The organism is Flavobacterium sp. GL_143, assembly GCF_057834355.1.
On sequence record NZ_CM174401.1, the window covers coordinates 3,836,252 to 3,861,380 of the forward strand.

General features: G+C 34.6%; 19 protein-coding genes. 12 read left to right on the forward strand and 7 right to left on the reverse strand.

The features are described from left to right. Positions 1–17 precede the first annotated feature (17 nt). A complete protein-coding gene (locus tag AC3IPI_RS16435) occupies positions 18–395 on the reverse strand; it encodes a YdeI/OmpD-associated family protein (RefSeq protein WP_323491213.1) in 378 nt (125 codons plus the stop codon). A 229-nt stretch (positions 396–624) separates the two neighbouring features. On the opposite strand from AC3IPI_RS16435, the gene AC3IPI_RS16440 reads away from it, so the two are divergent. Further along, a complete protein-coding gene (locus AC3IPI_RS16440) occupies positions 625–1,380 on the forward strand; it encodes a 4-hydroxy-tetrahydrodipicolinate reductase (protein ID WP_039115599.1) in 756 nt (251 codons plus the stop codon). A 614-nt stretch (positions 1,381–1,994) separates the two neighbouring features. On the opposite strand, the gene AC3IPI_RS16445 is transcribed toward AC3IPI_RS16440, so the two are convergent. From AC3IPI_RS16445 to AC3IPI_RS16455, 3 genes are all read right to left on the reverse strand, one after another. Continuing rightward, positions 1,995–2,597, reverse strand: coding sequence for a DNA-3-methyladenine glycosylase family protein (locus AC3IPI_RS16445; protein ID WP_489154164.1), 603 nt, complete (start codon positions 2,595–2,597; stop codon positions 1,995–1,997). Positions 2,598–2,630: 33 nt separating this feature from the next. After that, a complete protein-coding gene (locus AC3IPI_RS16450) occupies positions 2,631–3,011 on the reverse strand; it encodes a hypothetical protein (RefSeq protein ID WP_489154166.1) in 381 nt (126 codons plus the stop codon). Between the two features lie 195 nt (positions 3,012–3,206). Further along, positions 3,207–4,010 (reverse strand): DNA alkylation repair protein, encoded by an 804-nt coding sequence (locus AC3IPI_RS16455; protein WP_489154168.1) that lies wholly within the window; start codon positions 4,008–4,010, stop codon positions 3,207–3,209. A 152-nt stretch (positions 4,011–4,162) separates the two neighbouring features. On the opposite strand from AC3IPI_RS16455, the gene AC3IPI_RS16460 reads away from it, so the two are divergent. Continuing rightward, a complete protein-coding gene (locus AC3IPI_RS16460) occupies positions 4,163–4,510 on the forward strand; it encodes a winged helix-turn-helix transcriptional regulator (RefSeq protein ID WP_489154170.1) in 348 nt (115 codons plus the stop codon). Between the two features lie 215 nt (positions 4,511–4,725). Beyond that, positions 4,726–5,115 carry a hypothetical protein gene (locus tag AC3IPI_RS16465; protein ID WP_039115592.1) on the forward strand — a complete coding sequence of 130 codons (390 nt, stop codon included), beginning with the start codon at positions 4,726–4,728 and terminating at the stop codon, positions 5,113–5,115. Positions 5,116–5,135: 20 nt separating this feature from the next. On the opposite strand, the gene AC3IPI_RS16470 is transcribed toward AC3IPI_RS16465, so the two are convergent. After that, the gene (locus tag AC3IPI_RS16470) at positions 5,136–5,642 is read right to left on the reverse strand and encodes a GNAT family N-acetyltransferase (protein WP_489154172.1); all 507 of its coding nucleotides are present in this window, start codon (positions 5,640–5,642) and stop codon (positions 5,136–5,138) included. 182 nt (positions 5,643–5,824) lie between these two features. Here AC3IPI_RS16470 and AC3IPI_RS16475 point away from each other — a divergent pair, with 182 nt between their 5' ends. The 4 genes from AC3IPI_RS16475 to AC3IPI_RS16490 all read left to right on the forward strand — a co-directional run bounded on the left by AC3IPI_RS16475 (position 5,825) and on the right by AC3IPI_RS16490 (position 8,396). After that, the gene (locus AC3IPI_RS16475; RefSeq protein ID WP_039119549.1) at positions 5,825–6,040 is read left to right on the forward strand and encodes a hypothetical protein; all 216 of its coding nucleotides are present in this window, start codon (positions 5,825–5,827) and stop codon (positions 6,038–6,040) included. An 8-nt stretch (positions 6,041–6,048) separates the two neighbouring features. Then, complete coding sequence (locus tag AC3IPI_RS16480) at positions 6,049–6,225, forward strand: hypothetical protein (protein ID WP_165572124.1); 177 nt, start codon at positions 6,049–6,051, stop codon at positions 6,223–6,225. Positions 6,226–6,530: 305 nt separating this feature from the next. Next, positions 6,531–7,634: a lipase family protein gene (locus AC3IPI_RS16485; RefSeq protein ID WP_489154175.1), complete on the forward strand. Its 1,104-nt coding sequence runs from the start codon at positions 6,531–6,533 to the stop codon at positions 7,632–7,634. A 129-nt stretch (positions 7,635–7,763) separates the two neighbouring features. Next, a complete protein-coding gene (locus AC3IPI_RS16490) occupies positions 7,764–8,396 on the forward strand; it encodes a response regulator (protein WP_086895904.1) in 633 nt (210 codons plus the stop codon). A 2-nt stretch (positions 8,397–8,398) separates the two neighbouring features. Here AC3IPI_RS16490 and AC3IPI_RS16495 read toward each other — a convergent pair whose 3' ends face one another. Then, on the reverse strand, positions 8,399–11,347 hold the full coding sequence (locus tag AC3IPI_RS16495) for a ligand-binding sensor domain-containing protein (RefSeq protein WP_489154177.1): 2,949 nt from the start codon (positions 11,345–11,347) through the stop codon (positions 8,399–8,401). A 411-nt stretch (positions 11,348–11,758) separates the two neighbouring features. Here AC3IPI_RS16495 and AC3IPI_RS16500 point away from each other — a divergent pair, with 411 nt between their 5' ends. The 3 genes from AC3IPI_RS16500 to AC3IPI_RS16510 all read left to right on the forward strand — a co-directional run bounded on the left by AC3IPI_RS16500 (position 11,759) and on the right by AC3IPI_RS16510 (position 22,084). Further along, on the forward strand, positions 11,759–19,129 hold the full coding sequence (locus AC3IPI_RS16500) for an Ig-like domain-containing protein (protein WP_489154179.1): 7,371 nt from the start codon (positions 11,759–11,761) through the stop codon (positions 19,127–19,129). 64 nt (positions 19,130–19,193) lie between these two features. Next, positions 19,194–20,099, forward strand: coding sequence for a PorP/SprF family type IX secretion system membrane protein (locus AC3IPI_RS16505; RefSeq protein WP_409416421.1), 906 nt, complete (start codon positions 19,194–19,196; stop codon positions 20,097–20,099). A gap of 11 nt (positions 20,100–20,110) precedes the next feature. Further along, complete coding sequence (locus AC3IPI_RS16510; RefSeq protein WP_489154182.1) at positions 20,111–22,084, forward strand: OmpA family protein; 1,974 nt, start codon at positions 20,111–20,113, stop codon at positions 22,082–22,084. Positions 22,085–22,261: 177 nt separating this feature from the next. Here AC3IPI_RS16510 and AC3IPI_RS16515 read toward each other — a convergent pair whose 3' ends face one another. Continuing rightward, positions 22,262–22,837 carry a helix-turn-helix transcriptional regulator gene (locus tag AC3IPI_RS16515; RefSeq protein WP_489154184.1) on the reverse strand — a complete coding sequence of 192 codons (576 nt, stop codon included), beginning with the start codon at positions 22,835–22,837 and terminating at the stop codon, positions 22,262–22,264. Between the two features lie 656 nt (positions 22,838–23,493). Here AC3IPI_RS16515 and AC3IPI_RS16520 point away from each other — a divergent pair. After that, entirely contained in the window at positions 23,494–23,991 is a 498-nt protein-coding gene (locus tag AC3IPI_RS16520; RefSeq protein ID WP_489154186.1) for a DUF2480 family protein, read from the forward strand. 8 nt (positions 23,992–23,999) lie between these two features. Next, positions 24,000–25,124 (forward strand): efflux RND transporter periplasmic adaptor subunit, encoded by a 1,125-nt coding sequence (locus tag AC3IPI_RS16525; RefSeq protein ID WP_489154188.1) that lies wholly within the window; start codon positions 24,000–24,002, stop codon positions 25,122–25,124. The last annotated feature ends 5 nt before the right edge of the window (positions 25,125–25,129 follow it).

The window sequence follows — 25,129 nt, forward strand, 5'->3', positions numbered from 1 at the left end:
TTGCTAAAGTTGTAATGTTATAAGGCTTCATCCCATTTACCATTATCTTTTGCAATATCAATTAGCTTTTGTCCGTGTTCGGTCATTAAGCCCTGTTCTATCAGTCGTTCTGCTCGTTCTCTATTGGGTTTACTCCATTTGCTTTTTTTGGGGTTTCGAGGGGAGAATGTCAAGTAAAAACTTTCGGAATCCCGTTTTTTGCATAAACTATCTATCCAACCATAACATAATGCTTCTTCGGTTGCATCATTAAGATTAACACTTTGTGTAGTGCTTTTTTTGTGGTATAAAATTAACCAAACAGATTTTTCGACTTGACTATTTTCTTTCAGCCAATTTCGCCATTCAGCTCTTGTAATAGCATAGATTGCTAGTTTTCCATCTTTAGTTTCCATAATTTATGATTTCTATTAACAAAGTTAAGATGATCTTATGACAGCAGTATGTTAGCAGTTTGTATGAATTATCATATTGGTATATTGTAATATATTGCTGTTATCGTATAATTTCGATTAATTTTTTTTAACCTATTTTTACTTAAATAGTATTAATAATCAATTTGTTTACTTGTAAAATTAAAATTTTAAACTTGAAATAAGTTGGAAACCATTTAAATTATAAAATATGAAAATAGGATTAATAGGATTTGGAAAAACAGGAAAGTCAGTTGCTTCAGTATTACTTGAAAATAAAAATTTTTGTTTAGAATGGGTATTAAGACAAAGTACAGTTTTAGAACATCGATCAGTACCAGAGTTTTTTGGTGTTCCTTCAGATGAACCAGGATTAATATATTCTAGTTCTAAAACAACAATTAAAGAGCTTTTAGACAAACATCCTGTCGATATTATAATTGATTTTTCTTCAAGTTTAGGAATTCATACTTATGGTGAAGCTGCTGCCCAAAGAGGCATTAAAATTATATCGGCGATATCTCATTATAAAGATAAAGAATTAAAATTTTTAAAAGAATTAGCGATTAAAACAACGGTGTTTTGGTCTCCTAATATTACTCTTGGAGTTAACTATTTGTTATTTGCAGCTAAATTTTTGAAGAAAATTGCACCTTGGGTTGATATTGAGGTCAATGAAGAACATTTTAAGTTAAAAGAAGGAACATCAGGTACTGCTATAAAAATTGCAGAAGCTCTAGATGTCGAGAAAGAAAGTATAAATTCAGTTAGGGCAGGAGGTATCGTTGGAAAACATGAAGTAATATTCGGGTTTCCTTACCAAACAGTTCGACTTATTCACGAATCGATTTCGAGGGAAGCATTTGGAACTGGAGTTATTTTTGTTGCCGAAAACATAGAAAATAAAGGTATCGGATTGTATAATTTTGAGGATATTTTAGCGCCTTATTTTCAACTTGATAAGTAGGGTTAAAGAATAATTGTAAAGGTTTTAATTTACTGGAATTAACCGCAAAGGGCACAATCCCGAAGCGCGATGTCATTAAGTTAAGCTTTTTAAGCCATGTATTTTCGACAAAGATTGTCTAAAAGGGAACGCGGATGACACTGATTCGCTAAAGCGAAAACACGGATTAAACACGGATTTTCTCTAGTCCCGAAGCTCAATGACATTAAGTTAAGAGATTTTATATTTTACGCTGTTTCACACATCTGAAATCAAAAATCGTTAATCAAAAATCAAAAATATTTTTATCTTAACTTAATGACATTGCCCGAAGCGTCGGGAGCAAAGTTTAAAAAAATCCGTTTAATCCTTTTAATCTGTGGCAAAAAATAACGATTAAGGATGTAATCCCGATCCCGAAGCGTCGGGACGGGATACGCAAAGTATCTCTCCAATATTGTCATTCTGAGGTATGAAGACACGAGCGATAGCGAACTGCCGAAGCAATCTCATCAAGAAACTCCATAATCTTTGTCGAGCTACTTAATAAGACCCTTCGTTCCTCAGGGTGACAAGATTGTGATTAGAACCTTTGTCCCTTTGCATCTATGAACCTCTTTTCCTTAAAATGTTCCTCAAAAATCTTTCCATCGCCATAAATGTAGGCATGCAAATGTTCTGTACGGACTCCATGGTTTCGAGAGACGAATAATGTCTTCATTAAATTTTTTCTTATCGGTTTTATCGAGATCAAACAAGATTGCCATTTTATTACGAATAATTAAATCATCGGCCGAAAAAACATCTTCGCGTCCTAAGGCAAACATAAGTAAGTTTTGGGCTGACCATTTGCCTATACCTTTAATAGAAGTTACTAAATCGATAATTTCCTGATCGGTCATTTCGATAAATTTGTTGTATTCTAATCCAAAATCGGCATCAAATTGCGCTACATTTTTTATATAGCTAACTTTGGGTTTTGATAAACCTATTGCTTGCAATATTTCATCTGGAGTTTCAAGAATTTGAGAAGAATTAGGCTCTAGTCCGTCGTATATATCCAGAAAACGTTTTAAAAAAACATCACCAACTTTGGCAGATAATTGCTGATTAATAATTGATGTATATAAAAACTGAGCTAGATTAGTGTTTGTTTTAAGTTCACGATGTTCTGCATTTTCAAGAATTTTTTGGAATGCAGAATCTTTCGAAAGATGTGATATATAGGGATGTGACATTGTTGAGGTATTAAATTTAGAAAATAAGAAATATTAGGTACCAACTTTATCGACGGGTCTAAAACGTAATGCGCTCCAAGTATCGTTTATAGAAATAGCCGTTACTGTTTTTAATCCAAATTCTTTACCAGTAACATGAATCGTATCTCTATTTATGTCAGTTTTAATCTTAGAGGTTCCTTTGGGATAAGCAAACCATAAGACACTATCAGATTCTATGTTTTCTAAATCATTTTTAAGGTAATTTAAAAACTCTTCATTATTATTGATGAAAATTAGCGTGTTTGTACTTTTTATTTTTTTATCAAAAGTAGTTTTCATACCAAGCTGAATAAACTCATCTTTTATTACTTTTGGAGCATTAATAACTGTTCCTTTATCCTTAAATTTTAGTTTCTTGATAACATCTAGCATTATTTATAAATTACTTAGTTTGTTTAATGCTAATATAAGTGTTTTTTTTAAAGGTTCAAAGTGGCAAAGGTTCTGAGGTTCAAAGGGGCAAAGGGACAAAGGTTCTGAGGTACTAAGAGACTAAGAAATTGTGACTGAAAACAGAGACTGAAAACCGAAACTGAGACTGAGACTGAATACTTTTTCTGGCATAGATCACTTTTCGATTGTACGAAGTGCCTTTTTTATTATATAAACAGTTTCTTTTGTGGGACTTATGTTTTTCCAATTTTCGCAAATAGCAATTACAAATTCTGGTTTGGTTTTGCTAGCATCATTTAGCCAGTTGCCAACACTATCTTGTACGTATTTTGATTTATCCGATTTTAGAGATTCCAAAATGATTAATCCCAAATCGGGGTTTTGCTTTAATTCTTCGATGTGTTCGCACCAAACTCCTCTTGGCCTTGTGGCTTCACTGGCAAATCGTCTTACGTTTTCGTCTGCGTGTTTTGTCCATTTAGCTAGGATTCCCAAACTTTCGGTTAGATTCTGGGCAATAGTTTGTCTTACGGCTAACCAGCAAATCTCTCTAACGCCAAAATGTTTATCGGCAGAAAAAAACTGAATCTGTTCTAACATTTCTTCAATTGATAGCTCGGTATTTTTTCCAATTGTATAAGTTGCCCAACATCTAATTAAATCTGATTTATGCTTCGATAGTATTGAAAACAGTTCAGTATCATCTTCTGATTTTGCTAATTTAAAAAGACTTGTTCCAATGGCTTCATTAATAGTATTGACAGTTTGTTTCTTTAACGCATCAATTGTAGTATTGACTGGCTCTAAATACCTTAAACGATTATTCTGCTCAAGAAAGTTCTTAAGGAGTAGTTTTTGATCAATTGCGAGCCATTCGACTAAATTAGCGGTTTCGATTTCTCCTTTATTTAATTTCTCCAAAATATCTTTGGGTATGTCTTTTGTTGAGCGTGAGCCTTTTCGTTTTATATCTGTCATACTGATTTTATCTATTGTTTAAATAAACATGCATTTGCACGGTTTCTCATTTGCTTTGCTAAAATGTTTATTAATTTTACAAAGGTTTAAAAGAAAGTTCATATGTGCAATAACGCATATTATTGTCACATAGGGGTAAAAAAGTCACTATTATGAAAACAAAGGAAAGAAGCATAGAAAACAAAATTTGTCCATTGGAAGTAGCAGTTAATTCTATCAGTGGTAAATGGAAAATTCCGATTGTTTGGCAAATTAATGAAGGTAAAAAGCGCCCAAGTGAATTTTTGCGTGGAATTGCCAAGGTCGATAGAAGAGTTTTGAACCAACAGTTAAAAGAAATGGAACAGGATGGTATCTTAACCAAAGTTTCATTTAACGAGCTTCCGCCAAGAGTAGAGTATTCGCTCACCGAACTAGGGGAGAAGTTGGTGGATATTCTGTGGATGTTAAACGATTGGGGTAAATTAATGATTCCTGAAGAAGAGTTTCATATTGAGTAAACGTGTTCCAAATTTTAAAATGAAACATTTATTGATGCAAAAAGTACTAGGCTTTAAAAAAGTAGATTTAATTTTAAGCATAGTTAAATTCGAGAATAAATTTAATATAAACGACTATTCATTTTGGTTTTTTATGTTTTGTTTATATCATTTTATTAATATTAAAAAGAATCGCATTTTATTGCTTTCAAATGAACAATTTGATAAAATCGCTCATGGCAAAAATAAAGGACTCCATACACAAAAGACAACTATATCATTTCTCATTTGATACCATCGATTGCGAAAATGATTTTACAGATTATGCTGAGGCCAAAGAATATTTACTATGCGTATTGGTTAATACCAAAGTTTTGGATATTCTGGCAATTAATGAGCGGTCTTTTATTCTTGAATTTGATAATGAGCAACCTAAATTGTTTGCTTATCTAAAAACTAATTTAGAAAAGTATTTTTACTTTACAGTTTCTCAAATACCAATAAGTGATAAAAATAGCCCTACGATTCACATCAATAGGGATATTATGCTGGCGATACACCAAAAAATGCTACTGAAAAGCTTAAAATGTTCTACTAGTATTTTACGCAAAATCTCTATTTACTAGCTTGCAAGTAGTGTTTTTAATTAAACCAAAGGTCTTTTTGTTACAAAATAAGCTATTTCTTCGTCATCTCTTATTATGTTATCTAATCGCTCAAATCCTACTTTCTGTAATACATTTTGGGATCCGCTATTGTTAAGATCTGTTATAGCAACTACCTCATTTATATCAGTATTTGTAAAGCAATATTGGGTTAAACCTTTACATACTTCTGTAGCAATTCCTTTTCCCCAGTATTCTTTACTAAGTACATATCCTATTTCTATTTGATTGGTGTTGTGTACAAAAACACGCGCAACACACATACCTATAAAATTATTATTTGTAGTATCAAAAATTGCCCATCGGCTTAGGTTTCCTTTCTCATAATTTTCAAGAAGTTCACTAAACATTTCCTCATATCTCTCAGGAGAAACTTGAGGTAAATATTGGGTCACTTCGTCGTCTTTAAACAGATCTAAAAACGTTTGTTGCTCTTCTGGCAAGAACTCACGAATAATTATTCTAGGAGTTTGATATAAATTTGACATATTATTTTTTTGTATGTATCAAAAGTAAAAAAAACATATTATTTAGATGGATGAAATGTTAATATAATTGTTTGTTCTAGCTTTATTTTTACTTTTTTTGCAACATTCCTGCTATCTTTATTCGATAAAATTAAAATACATATATTCGCAAACTTCAATAAAGAAAGACAGTATTATGATTTATGAATTATAGATTTTTAGTGTATTGCTTTTTATTTATAATTGGTGCTATTGCCTATTATAAGTTAAACAAATGGTCATTAGAAGGCAGAGACGGAAATAAAAATCCTGATTTGTATTCAAGACCACAAACAAACCTTCAAAATTTTAATAGTTGGGTAATTATTATAGGTTTTGTAATAGGGGCAATAGTATGTTTATTTAAGTCAATTAATTAAAATTAAAAATGGGTATAGAAGAAATAGTTAGGCTAATAATTCCTTTAATCAGTATTGTTATGGGATTTGCAATTAAGAACTCAAAGAATGAGAGTTATACTTCGATGAAAAAATACTGGTGGTTTTTTGTTGTCATAGGAATGCTTTTATTCTCATACCGATTGTACAAGTTTTTGTATCATTAATATAAAAACAAATATAGATTTAAAGAGCAAAAGATTATCGTCTAAAAGATGGATTTGATCTGTAATTATCCTCTTTACTCCGTATGCAACAAGTGTGTTTTTGATACTTATGGAAATAAAAATTAGAAAGTACTACCAAAATAATGTTTATATTTATTGTAAGATTAGTTCTCAAATAAATAAGTAGTCATAATTATATCGAATGTTTTATACAAAGTCTTAGTTTAGATAAACATAGGTAATTACGCTATTTTTCAATTTCTAATCATAATCGTTATTACTAATAAATTAACACCTTGGTCTTTATGAAATTTTTAAAATCACTTTTAGTTGTTTTCTGCTTTTTGTTTTCTTTTACACATAGCATTGCGCAAGATTTAAAACCTGGATTTGATAAGGCAGAATATCGTGAGTTAGTTTATATCGCCACTCGATCGACAGAATCTCCAGAGAAAGCAAAGGATATTCCGCTGCCAGAACATTCTAAATTGGTGTATCAAAGCAAATCAATAGGGCTGGATAATCAGTGGGAGTTATGGCTTAAAGATGGTAAAACTGCTGTATTATGTACAAGGGGAACTACCGAAAAAGGAGAAAGTTGGCTTGCAAATCTTTATGCAGCAATGACTCCAGCAAAGGGAGAATTAAAAATTTCTAATACAGATACTTTTAAATATGAATTATCTACTAATAAAGATGCTGCTGTTCATACAGGATATCTTTTAAGTACAGCTTTTCTTTCTAAAGAAATGCTCCCAAAAATAGATTCTTGTTACAAACAAGGGATTAAGAATTTCATAATCATGGGACATAGCCAAGGCGGAGGAATTAGCTATTTGCTTACAGCACATTTTTATAATTTGCAAAGCAAAGGTGTTATACCAGCCGATATTCGTTTTAAAACCTATTGTAGTGCAGCTCCTAAACCCGGAAATTTATATTTTGCTTATGATTATGAGCGTAAAACTCAAAACGGTTGGGCATATAATGTTGTAAGTGCTGCAGATTGGGTTCCTCAAACACCATTTTCTGTAGAAATGCCTGAAGATTTACCTATAGTAAGTCCAATTGCCTTGGTAGAAGAAACCATTAAGAAGCAAAACTTCTTTAAAAGAATGCTTTTAAACATGGTTTATGATAAAGCAACGAGTCCATCACGCAAAACGGTAAAAACGTATCAAAAGTTGTTAGGTAAAGAAATGGCTAAGAGGGTAAAAGAGTTTTTGCCTGAGTTTGTACCACCACCTTTTTATAACAGTAATAATTATGTGCGTACAAGTACTACTATTGTACTTTATCCTAAACAAGATGATGCGGTGTATTATGAAAAATTCCCAAATAATAGTAAGGATTTAATGATTCATCATTCTTTTCCGCCTTACTTATACCTTCTGGATCAGTTGGAATAGAGTATTTGGTCTTATCTTATTATAAAAATAACTTTTATAGGTGTTAAAATTATGATTTAACAGCATTGATTTATCATAAATGTTTTTAGTTCAGGCAAATAATTGTAATTTTGAGCTGTAAAATTTTCTATGAAAAAAGACTTCAATATATTATTAGCAGATGACCATAGTGTAGTACGGCACGGAATTTCTTTGTTATTAAAAGAAGCTTTCCGAAGTATTAACATTACTCATGCAGATAGTTTTGAAGAAGTTATAAGCAAACTACGCCAGAAACAAGACTTGATTTTTTTAGATATTAACCTTCCTGGAGGGAATAGTACCAAAATGGTTGAAAAAATTAAGCAAAATCACCCTAATTTATTGATCTTGATGTTTTCTGCTTATGATGAAACGCAATATGCTTTGCGTTATATTCATGCTGGTGCCAATGGTTTTTTAAATAAAGACAGCAGTGACGAGGAAATTATTAAAGCTGTTCGCTCTGTTATAGAAACCGGAAAATATATTAGTGATGTTGTAAAAGAGAAAATTCTTCAAAACGCCCTAAATAAAACACCAATAAATCCATTAGAAATCCTTTCGGATAGAGAGATTGAAGTTGCCGAACTTCTTGTTAATGGAGAAGGAAACCTCGAAATTTCGAATAAGTTGAATATCCAGATGACAACTGTAAGTACATTTAAAAATAGAATCTTTGAAAAACTAGGGATCAACAATGTTGTTAGACTAGTCGAAATTCTAAAAATCTATAAAAACTAGATTTATTTGGTATTCAAAAACAGAATTGTAATTTTTGTACCGATATTTATAGTACTCTCAATCTTCATTTTAGCTTTCATAATCTCCAAAAGTTCGGTCACAATTTGTAGCCCCATTCCAGGTTTTTCTTGGGTTTGCGTTAATTTTATATCCTGTTTATTGTAAAGGTTTACAATATCGCCAGACATTCCGCTTCCAGTATCTTTAATAGCAAAGAATAGCTTGTTATCCATTATTCCTGAGACTAAAGTAATTTTTCCTGATGGAGTATTTTTTATTGCATTGTCCAGAAGATTATGTACAACGATTGAAAATAATAATCGATTATTGCTGATAGTTTGGTTTGTATCAATGAGGTTTTCAATTACGATTTTTTTGGAAGAGGCAATGGTCAGGAAAATTTTTATTTTTTCTTCGATCAGATCATATAAACAATACGTACTGGATAAATTTTCGTGTTTAGATACTTTGGTATATTCTAATATATTATTTACAAAATTATAGAGTTGGAAAGATGAAGTATGTAATGATTTTATACCATCCTGAACAGCTTCTGAATCATTTGGGTTTTGATAAATGTGTTTTGCAGTCATTGCCAAAAAACGCAATGGACTTTTTATATCGTGTGTAATTGTTCCTATAAGTTTTTTGTGATTTGTGATTTGTTCACGTAAATTTTCGGTTGTATCTTTTAATGTTGTAATTGTATTACGGAGTTGAAAAGTTTGTTCGGCTATTTTTTTTTCTAAATGAATGTTTTTCAATCGAACATATTTCAGTCTTAATTTTACAACATAATATAGAGTAGTAAAGGCTAAAATAAAAATCAATACGTTAAACCAAATGGTTTGATAAAATGCCGGAGCGATTATTATAGTTAGTGTTTTGTATCGGTATTCAGAATCATGTCCAGTCATTTTTCTGGCTGTAAGATGATAAGTTCCGTGTGGTAAAGTCGTAAAGTAAATATTATTATCGATTATTGATTCCCATTTTTGAGATATCGGACCTTCGACTTTGGTTTCTATATTTAAATTATTTGAATTTCCATAATAAGGACTATTTATAAAAAGCCTAAGTCGTTCAAAATCATGATTTAAGTTAAGAGTGTCATTTTTAATAGAAACATTTGAATTGTTGACTTCTGCCTGCTCAAAATAAATATCTCCTTTAGGTAAAAGTCTTTTTACTTTTTTAGAATCAAATACCACATTTCCTTTCATTGATGGGAATGTCACGTAATTATTCTTTAATAATAATCCGCATGGCTGGCATCCGCCATTAAATTCATTGGTTGCAAAACCATCGGACTTATCATAATATTGATAATAAATATTTTTTATTTTTTTGTTGGAATAATCCAGTAGGTTTTTTTTAGAAACCTGAAATAATCCTTTATTAGTAGTAATCCAAAAATATCCGTTTTTATCTTCTATAATGCAATGAGAAGTGAGTAGATACTTGTTTTTATCTACAGGAAAAGAGGTAGTTTTTTTAGTAAATTGATTGTATAGATAAAAACCATTTCCATAAGTTGTTATCCATATTTCATCGGGTTTACCAATATATACACTTCTCACATAATTGTTTTCTGTCTCCTTTACATTTTCAATTTTTTTCTCTTTAAAATGAATTTGATGAAATCCCAAATGTGACCCTGTCCAGATAATATTATCTTTTATCTGAAGCATATAGGTTACATTAAAAGGAACATTCATATAAAAATTAAAATGAGGTTTATCTTTTGTACCTCCTAATGTGTATAATTTTCCATTTGGAGAACCTCCAACGCTCATTCCTACTATTATTTCCCCGCTATTCATCTGGAAAATTTGTGTAACTCTATCCTCAAAACTCCATTTGTTATAGGTAATAAAATTGCTTTTTTTATGAAAACAGTACACAATATTATTTGCCTTAGTCCAGATATTTCCCATTTTATCAAACATCAGGCTATAATTATCATTTAGAACTTTAAATAAAGGATTACTTAATGATTGCCCATCTGTTGTGAAAATTTCTCCCGATGTGGCCAAGAATTGATTCTCCTGATATGGAACCTGCGCGTAATATACTCCATCCTTATTTTTTCCAGGAATGGCCAAAAAAAGTTTTTCCTTAACTACAAGCAATCCATCAGTACTACTTCCGATATATAAAATTCGATCATCTAGGTCATAATATGCAGATACTATATTTCTTTTTGAAAGGTCATAATTCTTTAACAACAAACGAAGTACAAGTTTTTTATGTTTTTTTTCAAGGATGTAAAAATTGCCTTCAACGATAAAAAAGGTTTGTTGAGAAACATTGTTTATGATAATAGAAAAATTATTTGTTTTTAGCCCATCTATCTTTATAGGATCAATTTTTCCATTCTCGAATTTTATGAATTTTTCTCCATCATAGTTGTAAATAACATTGTTTAGTATGAAAAAGTTTTGATACTCATCATAAGCATATTTAACCTGCCACAATAGTTTGTTTTCATCTTGATACAGACCAATATACTTTTTTGAGAGTGTAAAATATTTGTTATCAGTTCTATGAATTTTGTTGTTATAGAATCGTCTTTTTTTATAAAGGGCATTACTGATTTTAAATTGCTTAGGAATTTTATTTTTAGGAATTATAGAAGCAGTATTGTTTTTTATCCGGATATAATCGGCAAGATCATTGAGTAAGTAGATATTGTCTTTAAGTGCATTTCCTCGAAAAAGACTCATCCTGTTAGTAGTCATTCCTGCTACATTTTCGGTATTAAATGTCTTAAATTGATTTCCATCATATCTTACCAATCCATTTTCGGTAGCCATCCATATAAAACCATTATTATCTTTTATTATGGATTTTACACTGTTTTGAGGAAGTATATTATTGTCTGCAGAATACCAAATAAGAGTATAGTCTTTATTATCTATTTGAGAATAAAGAAAATTGACAAAAAACAATGTCAGAAATAATGCTATTAAATTATTAAAATGTTTAATGATTATTGGGATATTTCTTAGAGAAAGGCATTTAAATACCTTGAAAATTTACCCTTCAATATTACGAAAAAGCAGGAGCCTTTATATGTAGAATTAATTCTACAGTATAATTCTGTATTCTCTACATGGCTTCTTAATGATTAGAAAGAAATTCGCATCTGGATTACTCTAATATGGAAGTAGTTGTTTATCAGTTAAAAACATTGATTGAAAACTGCAAATTTCGATTAAAGGAACCACCAGAATAGAATACCAAATAGTTTGATTTCAATAGTTACAATATTTAGAGATTAATAAATATCCCTGAATACTATTTTTTAGAATTTTAATAACAATTATTATATGAGGAACTTTACTTATTTTAAATTATTAATGCCAAATAAAGAGGGGGCTCTGAATCGATTTCTAGTCTGTTTCTTGTTTCTGTTTATATTTGGAAACACAGGCTACTCACAAGTCCAGACCACACATAGTGCAGGCCCTAATGATACGACAATATTAAGTACATTAAATGGTAGCGGTGTTGTTTTGAGCGTTCCTACATTAGTTAAAGGGGTTAGAGCTAAACAAATTGCCGTTTTTTCGGGTGGAACAAATGCGGGTTTAGAGATAGACAGAGGTATTCTGTTTTCTACAGGAGATGCTACTTCAGATTTAAGCAACAGGAATAAATCTTTAGCTGCAGGTTCCAATCCAAATGGAAATTCAGCGATTGATCCGGATTTAGCAACTCTTGATGGCTCAGCAAATAATGATGCAGTTGTATATACCTTCAAGGTAACTCTAGATCCTAAAATGACTGCTATTCGTATCTTTTTTCAGTTCGGATCAGAAGAATATCCTGATTATGTTGGAAGTAGATATAATGATGTTTTTGGATTTTTTATTTCAGGACCTGGAGTTACAGGGACACAAAATATCGCAAAACTGCCATCGAGCAACAGAGAAATTTCTGTTAATTCGGTAAATGGAGGAGTACTTGGAGCTTCTAAGGATAATACAGGCACACCTATAACCGATAGATTTCAGACTGATTATTACATAAATAATGGACATAGTAATACTGGCGCTCTTAATAATGGAATTGGACCTAGGCCTGTATTTGTAGAATACAATGGATTGACAAAAAGAATATCTTATGATCTTACACAACTAACTCCAGGAGCAACCTATAATTTTAAAATAGCAATTGCAGATGTTGGAGATTCTCAATATGATTCAGGTGTATTTGTGGATGTAATTACGGCTAGTTATGGTGCCGATTTATCGGTAAAAAAAGAAGTAGTAGGTACTCCTAAAAAAGTAGGCGATGAAGCTACTTTTCTTATTACAGCTAGTAATGCGGGACCATATGGTGCAACAGGAGTTAAGGTAAACGATTTATTGCCTTCGGGATATACTTTTGTAAGCGCAACTCCATCGGCAGGAACTTATGATCTAGTTACTGGAATTTGGAATATTGGCGTACTTGCCAATAGAGGAAATGCTACTCTTACCGTAAAGGGAATTCTTAAAGCCAAGGGAGATTATAATAATATTGCTAAAATTACAGGAAATGAAGAAGATCCAGATCCTTTAAATAACGAAAGCTCTAGTGAGCCAGTAAAACCACCAGTAGCTAATAATGATTCAGGAAATACTATTGGTGGCACAGCAGTTACTATTGCCGTAACAACAAATGATACTGATCCTGATGGAACTATAAATGTTGCAACAGTAGATCTGGATCCTCTTACGCCAGGTATTCAGGCCACGTTTACAGTAGCAGATGAAGGAACATATACAGTTGATGCTTCAGGAATTGTAACATTTACACCTTTGACAACTTTTAGTGGAGTAGCTAGTTTGAATTATGTTGTAAATGATAATGATGGTTTTACATCTAATGAAGCTACAATTACTGTTACTGTAAAAACGAAACCACCAACAGCTATTGCACAAACATTTTGTTCTGCTGACTTAAAAATAATAACTGATTTGCCTGCTACAGGTAATGAAATAAAATGGTACGATAGTTTAACAGGTGGGATTCTATATGATGCAACTCATGTATTAGGAACGAGAACCTATTATGCAAGTCAGACTATAAACGGAAATGAAAGTACGAGAACAGCGGTGGCTGTAACGATTAATTCTGCTCCAGTAGCACCAGTTGTAATAGTTGAAGATAATTGTGATGGTACATCAAAATTATCGACTACAGCTGTTGGTACTTTATTGTGGAGTAATGGCGAAACAACATCTAGTATTATAGTAAGTACAGCAGGAACCTATACAGTTACTACTACTGTAAATGGATGTACCAATTCGGGTAGTGGAATTGCTGCTCCAAAAACAGCACCAGCAGAACCAGCCGCTACAACGCAAACATTTTGTTCAGCCGAAGCTAAAAAAGTAGCCGATTTACAAGCTACAGGAACAGCTATCCAATGGTATTCCGCAGCAACAAACGGAACATTATATTCAGTAACAGATGTTTTAGCATCAGGAACGTATTATGCAAGCCAAACAATTGACGGATGTGAAAGTGCAAGAACTGCTGTAGTCGTAAAAATTACTCCTACACCAGCAGAACCAGTAGCTACAACGCAAACATTTTGTTCAGCAGAAGCTAAAAAAGTAGGCGATTTACAAGCTACAGGAACAGCGATTCAATGGTATTCGGCAAGTAGAAACGGAACATTATATTCAGTAACAGATGTTTTAGCATCAGGAACGTATTATGCAAGTCAAACAATTGATGGCTGCGAAAGTGCAAGAACTGCCGTAGTGGTAAAAATAACTCCTACACCAGCAGAACCAACCGCTACAACGCAAACATTCTGTTCAGCAGAAGCTAAAAAAGTAGGCGATTTACAAGCTACAGGAACAGCGATTCAATGGTATTCTGCAGCAACAAACGGAACATTATATTCAGTAACAGATGTTTTAGCATCAGGAACGTATTATGCAAGTCAGACCATTGACGGATGTGAAAGTGCAAGAACTGCTGTAGTAGTAAAAATAACTCCTACACCAGCAGAACCAACAGCAACAACGCAAACATTTTGTTCAGCAGAAGCTAAAAAAGTAGGCGATTTACAAGCTACAGGAACAGCCATCCAATGGTATTCTGCAGCAACAAACGGAACTTTATATTCAGTAACAGATGTTTTAGCATCAGGAACGTATTATGCAAGCCAAACAATTGACGAATGTGAAAGTGCAAGAACTGCTGTAGTAGTAAAAATAACTCCTACACCAGCAGAACCAACCGCAAAAACGCAGACATTCTGTTCAGCCGAAGCTAAAAAAGTAGGCGATTTACAAGCTACAGGAACCGCTATTCAATGGTATTCTGCAGCAACAAACGGAACATTATATTCAGTAACAGATGTTTTAGCATCAGGAACTTATTATGCAAGCCAAACCATTGACGGATGCGAAAGTGCCAGAACTGCCGTAGTAGTAAAAATTACTCCTACACCAGCAGAACCAGCAGCTACAACGCAAACATTTTGTTCTGCAGAAGCTAAAAAAGTAGGCGATTTACAAGCTACAGGAACCGCTATTCAATGGTATTCCGCAGCAACAAACGGAACTTTATATTCAGTAACAGATGTTTTAGCATCAGGAACTTATTATGCAAGCCAGACAATTGACGGATGCGAAAGTGCCAGAACTGCTGTAGTAGTAAAAATAACTCCTACACCAGCAGAACCAACCGCTACAACGCAAACATTCTGTTCAGCAGAAGCTAAAAAAGTAGGCGATTTACAAGCTACAGGAACAGCTATCGAATGGTATTCCGCAGCAACAAACGGAACGTTATATTCAGTAACAGATGTTTTAGCATCAGGAACGTATTATGCAAGCCAAACCATTGACGGATGTGAAAGTGCAAGAACTGCCGTAGTGGTAAAAATAAGTCCTACACCAGCAGAACCAACAGCAACAACGCAAACATTTTGTTCAGCAGAAGCTAAAAAAGTAGGCGATTTACAAGCTACAGGAACGGCTATTCAATGGTATTCGGCAAGCACAAACGGAACATTATATTCAGTAACAGATGTTTTAGCATCAGGAACGTATTATGCAAGTCAAACAATTGATGGCTGCGAAAGTGCAAGAACTGCTGTAGTGGTAAATGTAAACACCACTCCAGCACAGCCAAGATTAGGAACTTTAACAAAACCAACTTGTTCAATTTCAACAGGTAGTATAGTTTTGAATGGCTTACCATCAGGTAATTGGACTATAAATCCTGGAAATATTTCTGGAAATACTACAACTACAACTGTAACAGGTTTAGTACAAGGAAGTAGTTATAGTTTCACCGTAACAAGTGATGCAGGATGTATTTCTCTTCCATCTAGTAATATTACTATTGATTATGTTATTTGTGCTATCACTGAAACGACTTCTCCAATTAATGGAAACACAGGCGGAAAAACACCACCATTAACATCTAATGATAAATTAAATGGAGTAGATGTAGTTATCGGAACCAATCCAGGTGAAGTCATATTAACGCCAGTAACAGTACCAACAGGATTAACATTAAATCCAGATGGAACTGTAACCGTATCTCCAAATACACCGGCAGGAAACTATGATGTAACCTACAAAATATGCGAAGTAACTAATCCGACAAATTGTGATGAAGTAACTTCAGTAGTTGTAGTAAGTCAACCATTAATCGAAGCTATCACCGAAACGACTTCTCCAATAAATGGAAATACAGGCGGAAAAACACCACTATTAACAGCTAATGATAAATTAAATGGAGTAGATGTAGTAATTGGAACCAACCCAGGTGAAGTAAAACTAACGCCAGTAACAGTACCAACAGGATTAACATTAAATCCAGATGGAACTGTAACCGTATCTCCAAATACACCAGCAGGAAACTATGATGTAACCTACAAAATATGCGAAGTGACCAATCCGACAAATTGTGATGAAGTAACTTCAGTAGTTGTAGTAAGTCAGCCATTAATCGAAGCTATCACAGAAACGACTTCTCCAATCAATGGAAACACAGGCGGAAAAATGCCACCATTAACATCAAACGATAAATTAAATGGAGTAGATGTAGTAATCGGAACCAACCCAGGCGAAGTAAAACTAACGCCAGTAACTGTACCAACAGGGCTCACATTAAATCCTGACGGAACTGTAACCATATCTCCAAATACACCAGCAGGAAATTATGATGTAACGTACAAAATATGCGAAGTAACCAATCCGACAAATTGTGATGAAGTAACTTCAGTAGTTGTAGTAAGTCAACCATTAATCGAAGCTATCACAGAAACGACTTCTCCAATAAATGGAAATACAGGCGGAAAAACACCACCATTAACATCTAATGATAAATTAAACGGAGTAGATGTAGTTATCGGAACCAACCCAGGCGAAGTAAAACTAACGCCAGTAACAGTACCAACAGGACTCACACTAAATCCAGATGGAACTGTAACCGTATCTCCAAATACACCAGCAGGAAACTATGATGTAACGTACAAAATATGCGAAGTAACCAATCCGACAAATTGTGATGAAGTAACTTCAGTAGTTGTGGTAAGTCCACCATTAATCGAAGCTATTGCCGAAACGACTTCTCCAATTAATGGAAATACAGGCGGAAAAACTCCACCATTAACAGCTAATGATAAATTAAATGGAGTAGATGTAGTTATCGGAACCAACCCAGGCGAAGTAAAATTAACGCCAGTAACTGTACCAACAGGACTCACATTAAATCCTGACGGAACTGTAACCGTATCTCCAAATACGCCAGCAGGAAACTACGATGTAACGTACAAAATATGCGAAGGAACCAATCCGACAAATTGTGATGAAGTAACTTCAGTAGTTGTAGTAAGTCAACCAATAATCGAAGCCATCACAGAAACGACTTCTCCAATCAATGGAAACACAGGCGGAAAAACGCCATCATTGACATCAAACGATAAATTAAATGGAGTAGATGTAGTTATCGGAACCAACCCAGGCGAAGTAAAACTAACGCCAGTAACAGTACCAACAGGATTAACATTAAATCCAGATGGAACGGTAACCGTATCTCCAAATACACCAGCAGGAAACTACGATGTAACGTACAAAATATGCGAAGTAACCAATCCTACAAATTGTGATGAAGTAACCTCAGTAGTTGTAGTAAGCCAACCATTAATTGAAGCTATTACAGAAACGACTTCTCCAATTAATGGAAACACAGGCGGAAAAACGCCACCATTAACAGCTAACGATAAATTAAATGGAGTAGATGTAGTTATCGGAACCAACCCAGGCGAAGTAAAACTAACGCCAGTAACAGTACCAACAGGACTCACACTAAATCCAGACGGAACTGTAACCGTATCTCCAAATACACCAGCAGGAAACTACGATGTAACCTACAAAATATGCGAAGTAACCAATCCTACAAATTGTGATGAAGTAACTTCAGTAGTTGTAGTAAGTCAACCATTAATCGAAGCAATTACCGAAACGACCTCTCCAATTAATGGAAACACAGGAGGCAAAACACCACCATTAACATCAAACGATAAATTAAACGGAGTAGATGTAGTTATCGGAACCAATCCAGGCGAAGTAAAACTAACGCCAGTAACAGTACCAACAGGACTCACACTAAATCCTGACGGAACTGTAACCGTATCTCCAAATACACCGGCAGGAAACTACGATGTAACCTACAAAATATGCGAAGTGACCAATCCGACAAACTGTGATGAAGTAACTTCAGTAGTTGTAGTAGGAGCAGCGATTATAGATGCAACAGATGATAACGTACTCTTTGCAGACGGAATAAACGGAACACTAGAAGCAATCAATGTATTAGACAATGATAAATTAAACGGAAGCAGAATAAACAACCCAGCCGTTGTAACTATAAAAAGCCTAACCGTATTATCAGGAATCACATTAAACGAAGACGGAACAATAGATGTAGCGCCAAATACGCCAGGAGGTACCTATACACTAAACTACCAAATTTGTGATGTGATAAACAAAACAAATTGCGTAAGCGCCAAAGTAACCATTTTTGTAGCCGTACCATCGATAGCCGTGATAAAAACAGCAATATTCAATGACGAAAACAAAAGCGGTTATGCCAATGCAGGAGAAACCATCACCTATACCTTCAAGATAACCAATACTGGAAACACCCCGCTGACAAACGTAACAGTTAGCGACCCACTTCCAGGACTAGTTATGACAGGAGGTCCAATCACATTAGGCGTAAATGAAACCGATGAACACACCTTTATAGGCGTATATGTAATCAAACAATCCGACATCAATGCCGGAAAAATAAGCAACCAGGCCACCGCATTTGGAACCAGTGCCAACGGAATCACAGTAGAAGACAAATCCGATTACACCAGTAATGTAGACGACAACCCAACAGTATCCCCAATAGAAGGCTGCGTAATAAAAGTCTTCAATGCCATCTCACCAAACGGAGATTCAATGAACGAAAGATTCTACATCCAAGGGCTAGAATGTTATCCAGAGAACACCGTAGAGATATATAACCGATGGGGAGTTTTAGTATTCGAACGCGAACACTACAACAACGAAGAGCGTGCCTTTAGAGGAATGTCCGAAGGACGCACCACCGTAAAACAATCCGATGGACTGCCAGTAGGAACATACTACTACGTACTAAAATACAAAGACAGCGAGTCCAATGCCCACCAGGAAGCAGGATATTTATACATCAATAAATAAAAGTAAAAAACAAATAGAAACGGCTTAGCCCTAAAAAGCTAAGCCATTCTTAAAAGAAAAATAAATGAGAAAATTAGTAATCGTTTTTATGTTTTTTTCCGCAGTAAGCCATGCACAACAAGATGCCCAGTTTACACAATACATGTACAATACCATCAATATAAACCCAGCCTATGCCGGTTCCAGAGGAGCCATGAGCATTTTTGGACTATACCGTACCCAATGGGTAGGACTCGATGGAGCACCTGAAACCAGCAGCTTCTCCCTAAACACCCCGTTAAACAATAGCAACCTGGGACTTGGAGTATCCCTGGTAAACGATAAAATAGGACCAACAAACGAAAACACATTCTCGGCCGATTTATCCTATACCATACCCACATCCGAAACCTTCAAGCTATCCTTCGGGATCAAAGCCACCGCAAATTTGTTCAATTTAGACATAGGAAAGCTAAACCCAGAACAACAAGGCGACCCACAATTTCAAGACCTAAACAGCAAATTCACCCCCAACATAGGAGCAGGAGTATACTGGCATTCCGATAAAGCCTACATCGGATTATCCGTACCCAATTTTATCGAAACCAACAGATACAACGATAACGACATCGCCATCTTCAAAGACAAAATCAACTACTACCTAATAGCCGGATACGTATTCGATCTAGACCCCTATATCAAATTCAAACCAGCCGTACTCACCAAAATGGTCGAAGGTTCCCCACTACAAGTCGACCTGTCAGCCAACTTCATGTTCAATGACAAATTTGTAGCCGGAGTCGCCTACAGATGGAGTGCAGCCCTAAGCGCCATGGTAGGATTCCAGGTAAGCGACGGATTATACCTAGGCTACGCCTACGACCGCGAAACCACCCGCCTGAACAACTACAACTCAGGTTCCCACGAGATATTCCTGCGATTCGAATTCTTTAATAATTACAGCCGAATAACCTCACCAAGATTCTTCTAAATCCATCAAAGATGAAAAAAAACTATATAGCCATCACCTTCACCCTCCTTTTAGTACTGATAACACTAAACGGAAGAGCACAAAGCGCAAGCCAGCACAAAGCCGATAAAGACTATAACCAATACGCCTATATCGATGCCATTGCCACCTACGAAAGAGTAGCCGAAAAAGGATACAAAGACCAGGAAATGTTCCAAAGACTAGGTAACGCCTACTACTTTAATGGCGAACTAACCAAAGCAGCCAAATGGTATCAGTCCCTTTTTGAAATGAATCCAGAACAAGAACCCGAGTACTACTACCGCTACGCACAAACCCTAAAAGCCACAGGAGATTATGCCAAAGCAGATAAAACCCTCGAGAGCTTCAACAAAAAAAAGACAGCCGATAAAAGAGGAGAACTATTCGAAAACAATAAAAACTACCTCGAGCAAATAAAAGCCAACTCAGGACGATACGAAATAGCCGACGCAAAAATCAACTCCACCCAAACCGATTACGGAAGCGCCTATTACGACAACAAACTCGTATTTGCATCCGCCAGAGATACCGGAGGCATAGCCAAAAAAACATTCAAATGGACCAATAAATCCTTTACCAACCTATACACCGCCGAAATAAAAGCCGATGGAACACTAGGAACACCAGAACGATTCCAAAAGAACATCAATTCCAAATTCAATGAATCCACCCCCGTTTTCACCAAAGACGGAAAAACAATGTACTTTACAAGAAACAACTATCTGGAAGGAAAAAGAGGCAAAGACAACCAAAAAATCACCCTGTTAAAACTCTATAAAGCAGAACAAATCGATGGTAAATGGACCAACGTAAGCGAGCTACCATTTAATAGCGACCAGTACAGCACCGCACATCCCGCACTAAGTAATGACGAAAAAAAACTATACTTCGCCTCCGATATGCCAGGAACCCTGGGCCAATCCGATTTGTATAGCGTAACAATAAACAGCGACAAAAGCTTTGGAAAACCAGAAAACCTAGGAAAAACAATCAATACCGAAGGCAGAGAAACCTTCCCGTTTATAGCAAACGACAACCAGCTATATTTTGCCAGCGACGGACGACCAGGACTAGGCGGACTCGATGTATACGTTACCAAAATCAATGATAACAACAACAACGATAAGAACAACAACGATAACACCTTTACAACAGTACAAAACGTAGGCGCACCAATAAATAGCAAACAAGACGACTTTGCATTTATCATCGATAGCGAAACCCAAAAAGGATACTTCACCTCCAACAGAGAAGGAGGAAACGGCAACGATGATATTTACAAACTAACCCAAACCAGAAAACTAAACTGCGAACAAACCCTAAAAGGAATAGTAACCGACAAAGAAACCAACGCCATACTAGAGAACGCCAAAGTAACCCTGCTCGACGAGCAATTTAAAACAATAGGCGAGGTTACAACAGCAGCAAACGGAACATATAGCTTTAAGGTAGATTGTAACAAAACCTATCATGTAAGAGTAGCCAAAGAAGATTATGAAACCATAGAAACTCCAGTAATCATAAAAGAGCAATCAGGAGAAACAGACCTAAATATAAAATTAGAAAAACGCATCAAGCCAATCACAGTAGGAACCGATTTGGCCAAAACGCTAAACATACCTATCATCTATTTTGATTTAGATAAATCCATCATCCGCAAAGATGCCGCCTTCGAACTAGAGAAAATCCTGGCAGTAATGCAGCAATACCCAAAGATGAAAATCGATATCCGCTCCCATACCGATAGTCGTCAAACAGCCAAATACAATCTGGCATTATCAGACAGAAGAGCCAAATCAACCCAACAATGGTTGATAAAAAACGGAATTAAATCTAATCGATTAACCGCCAAAGGATATGGCGAGAGTCAGTTAGTAAACCACTGTTCCGATGGAGTTCCTTGCACCGAAGCTGAACATCAATTGAACAGAAGAAGTGAATTTATTGTTGTTTCAATGGACTAAATTTAATTAATTGTCAATCAATCAAAAGCCCTTTCTAAAGTTTAGAAAGGGCTTTTTTAGTTTTCAGTTTCAGTTTTCAGTAGCAGAGAAATTAACCGCAAAGAGCGCAAAGGTTTTTTCGCAAAGCTTTACTGTAAACTGATACTGTAAACTGCCACTGAAAACCGCGACTAAAAACTAAATACTAATCTGATAAGCACATCTTCTCTCGCCTGCAATGATATGACTCACACGATTAATGTTAACTTCTTTTCCTAATACAGATCTAAATGTATTTAATTCGGAAGAACAAAAACCTTGACAAATTGTTGCAGCAGCACAAATAGGACAGTGATTTTCGACAAAAAGATACCCATCGTCATTCTTAGCGTATTCTGCCATATAACCTTCTCTGGTTCTTATTTCGACAAGTTTTTCTATTTTTTGTTCCAAATCATTAATAGTATCAATTTCTTCATGATACTTCTTTTTCCCACTTTCTTCATATACATCAATAACCGCTTGCATAGTATCTCCGCCCATAGCGTTAATAATATTAATTAGCTTTAGGGTTAATTCGGCATGAGTGTCGGGAAACTTCGAATTTCCATTCGCCGTAAGGCTAAAAGTTTTTTGAGGTCTACCAACACCTTTAGACTCTTCCTGAGGATGAATAAAATCTTCTTCAACAAGTTTAAGTAGTTGTTGTCTAACGCCTTCCTTTGTTATCTTAAGCTCATGCGCAATCTCAAGAGCCGTAAGTGGACCTCGCATTTTGAGCAACATTAAAATCTTATTTGTAGTCATAAATTAATAAAACAAGTATTTAGTTGTTTTATTATGCAAAAATATTAATTTTGCATAACTTATCAAAGCTCATTGCCAGATATTATTATCCTAAGAGCAATCAATATTGAGAGTTACAGAAATTATTAATGCAAACTATAGATTATGGTACTAGAATTACAATCACCACCCATTAGTTCATATGATAGGATTAATTTACCTGTATATATCGTTCCGTACTGGAATGTGTTGATGAAAATCTACAAATAGTACATACTCTCCATTATAGATTTTAGAAATCTCAAAAACCTTTAGTTAATGATTAATGTAATCTTTTGAGAGTAAAATAACATTTAACACATAGAAACATAGATTTGAATTAAATCTTGAGATGTTTTCAAGAAAATCATAATTTTTTCGCATAGCGCTATGTGATTTATTTTGAGTGAAACGTCTTTTTTACGCTTTGTTAACTATGTTTCTATGTGTTAAAATAATTATCTAAAATTAAAGTGTTTTTTACAACGTGCTCAACATACTAGAAAATAGTATTCAAGTTGGGCGGGGGATACCTATGTCCAAAAATTAGCAAAACTCAAAAATTAAAATTTAATAAATAACCCAATTTTTTAATAATCCAAAACATGGAAATAATAAATAAAATAGATGCTTCTGGCATACAAACTCTCGATTTACGGTCGTATAAACCCATCGAAAATGATTTTATAATATTTGATATTGTACCATTTCTTATAGAAGATTTTATGTTACAAGAAAAGACATTCCGATTAGAAATGACCAATATCGATTGGAACCAATATAAAGGAAAAGATGTAGTAATTACTTGTTCTAATGATGCTATAGTTCCGCTTTGGGCGTATGTATTAATCAGTTCATTACTAGCTCCGCATGCATCGATAGTGGTGTATTCGACAACTGGAAATCACGAAGGAATTTTATGGATGGAAAGAATAAGAAAAATAGAATTTTCGGCTTTTATCAATCAAAAAGTAGTGCTAAAAGCCAATTCGTCCATACCCGAAGAAGTTCTTGTATTGGCCACAAGCCAATTAATTAAATATGTACAAACCCTAATGTGGGGAGAAGCAGGTTCTCCTTTAATGATTTACAAAAGAAAATAAACGAAATAATGAAAAGAAGAATAGCAATACTGATTATAGGAACACTTTTGATAGTTTCATGTAATTCCAAAAACGCAGAACAAACAGAAAGTCCAACAGCATATCCTACGCTTACGCTAAAGGCGCAAAAAGCAGATGTTTCAGTCGAATTTCCAACGACTTTAGAAGGAGAACAAACGGTCGAAATACGCTCTAAAGTAGATGGATATATAGAGCAGGTTTATGTAGAAGAAGGTTCGGCTGTAGCCAAAGGACAACCTTTATTTAAAATAGATGCCAATAGTTATTTGCAGGAAGTAAATAATAAGAAAGCAGCAGTTCTTGCAGCCGAAGCCAGTCTGGAAACTGCCGTTATCCAGACTAAAAGAACAGCAGCATTGGCAGAAAAGAAAATTATAAATAACTATGAATTGACATCTGCTAAAAATATTGAACGAGTAAAAAGAGCCGAATTAAGTCAGGCAAATGCCGATTTATCTGCATCTAAATCCAAACTAGCTTTTACCAATATTGTGAGCCCGATAAATGGAGTTGTAGGAAGCTTACCATTTAAAATAGGAAGTTTAGTAAGCAGTTCAGCACCAGATCCTTTAACTACAGTAGCTAATACCAAAAATATCTTTGCTTATTTTTCTTTAAGTCAGCAACAATTAAACTCTTTTTTGAGTCAGTATTCAGGGAATCAATTAAAAGATAAATTCAGGAATATGCCCGAGGTTTCGTTAGTAACTGCCGATGGGGGAACTTATCCATCAAAAGGGAAAATTCAGACTTTAAGCGGAGTATTAAATGCAAGTACAGGTTCGGCAAATTTTAAAGCAGTTTTCCCAAATCCAGAAGGTAAATTATGGAGTGGAGCAAGTGCCACAATTGTCATTCCAACAAAATTTGAAGCTGCTATTTTAGTTCCTAAAAAAGCAGTATTTGAGTTGCAGGGACGCTTTTTTGTATTTACTGTAGATGCAAAAAATGTAGTGCATAATACCGAAATAAAAATAAGAAACACCTCAACAGAAAAAGAATATGTAGTAACCGAAGGTGTAAAATCTGGAGATACTATAATTACAGATGGAATAGGGAATTTAAGGGATGGAATGAAAATCGCATCGATAGTTCCTTCATTAAAAAAATAAAAAGA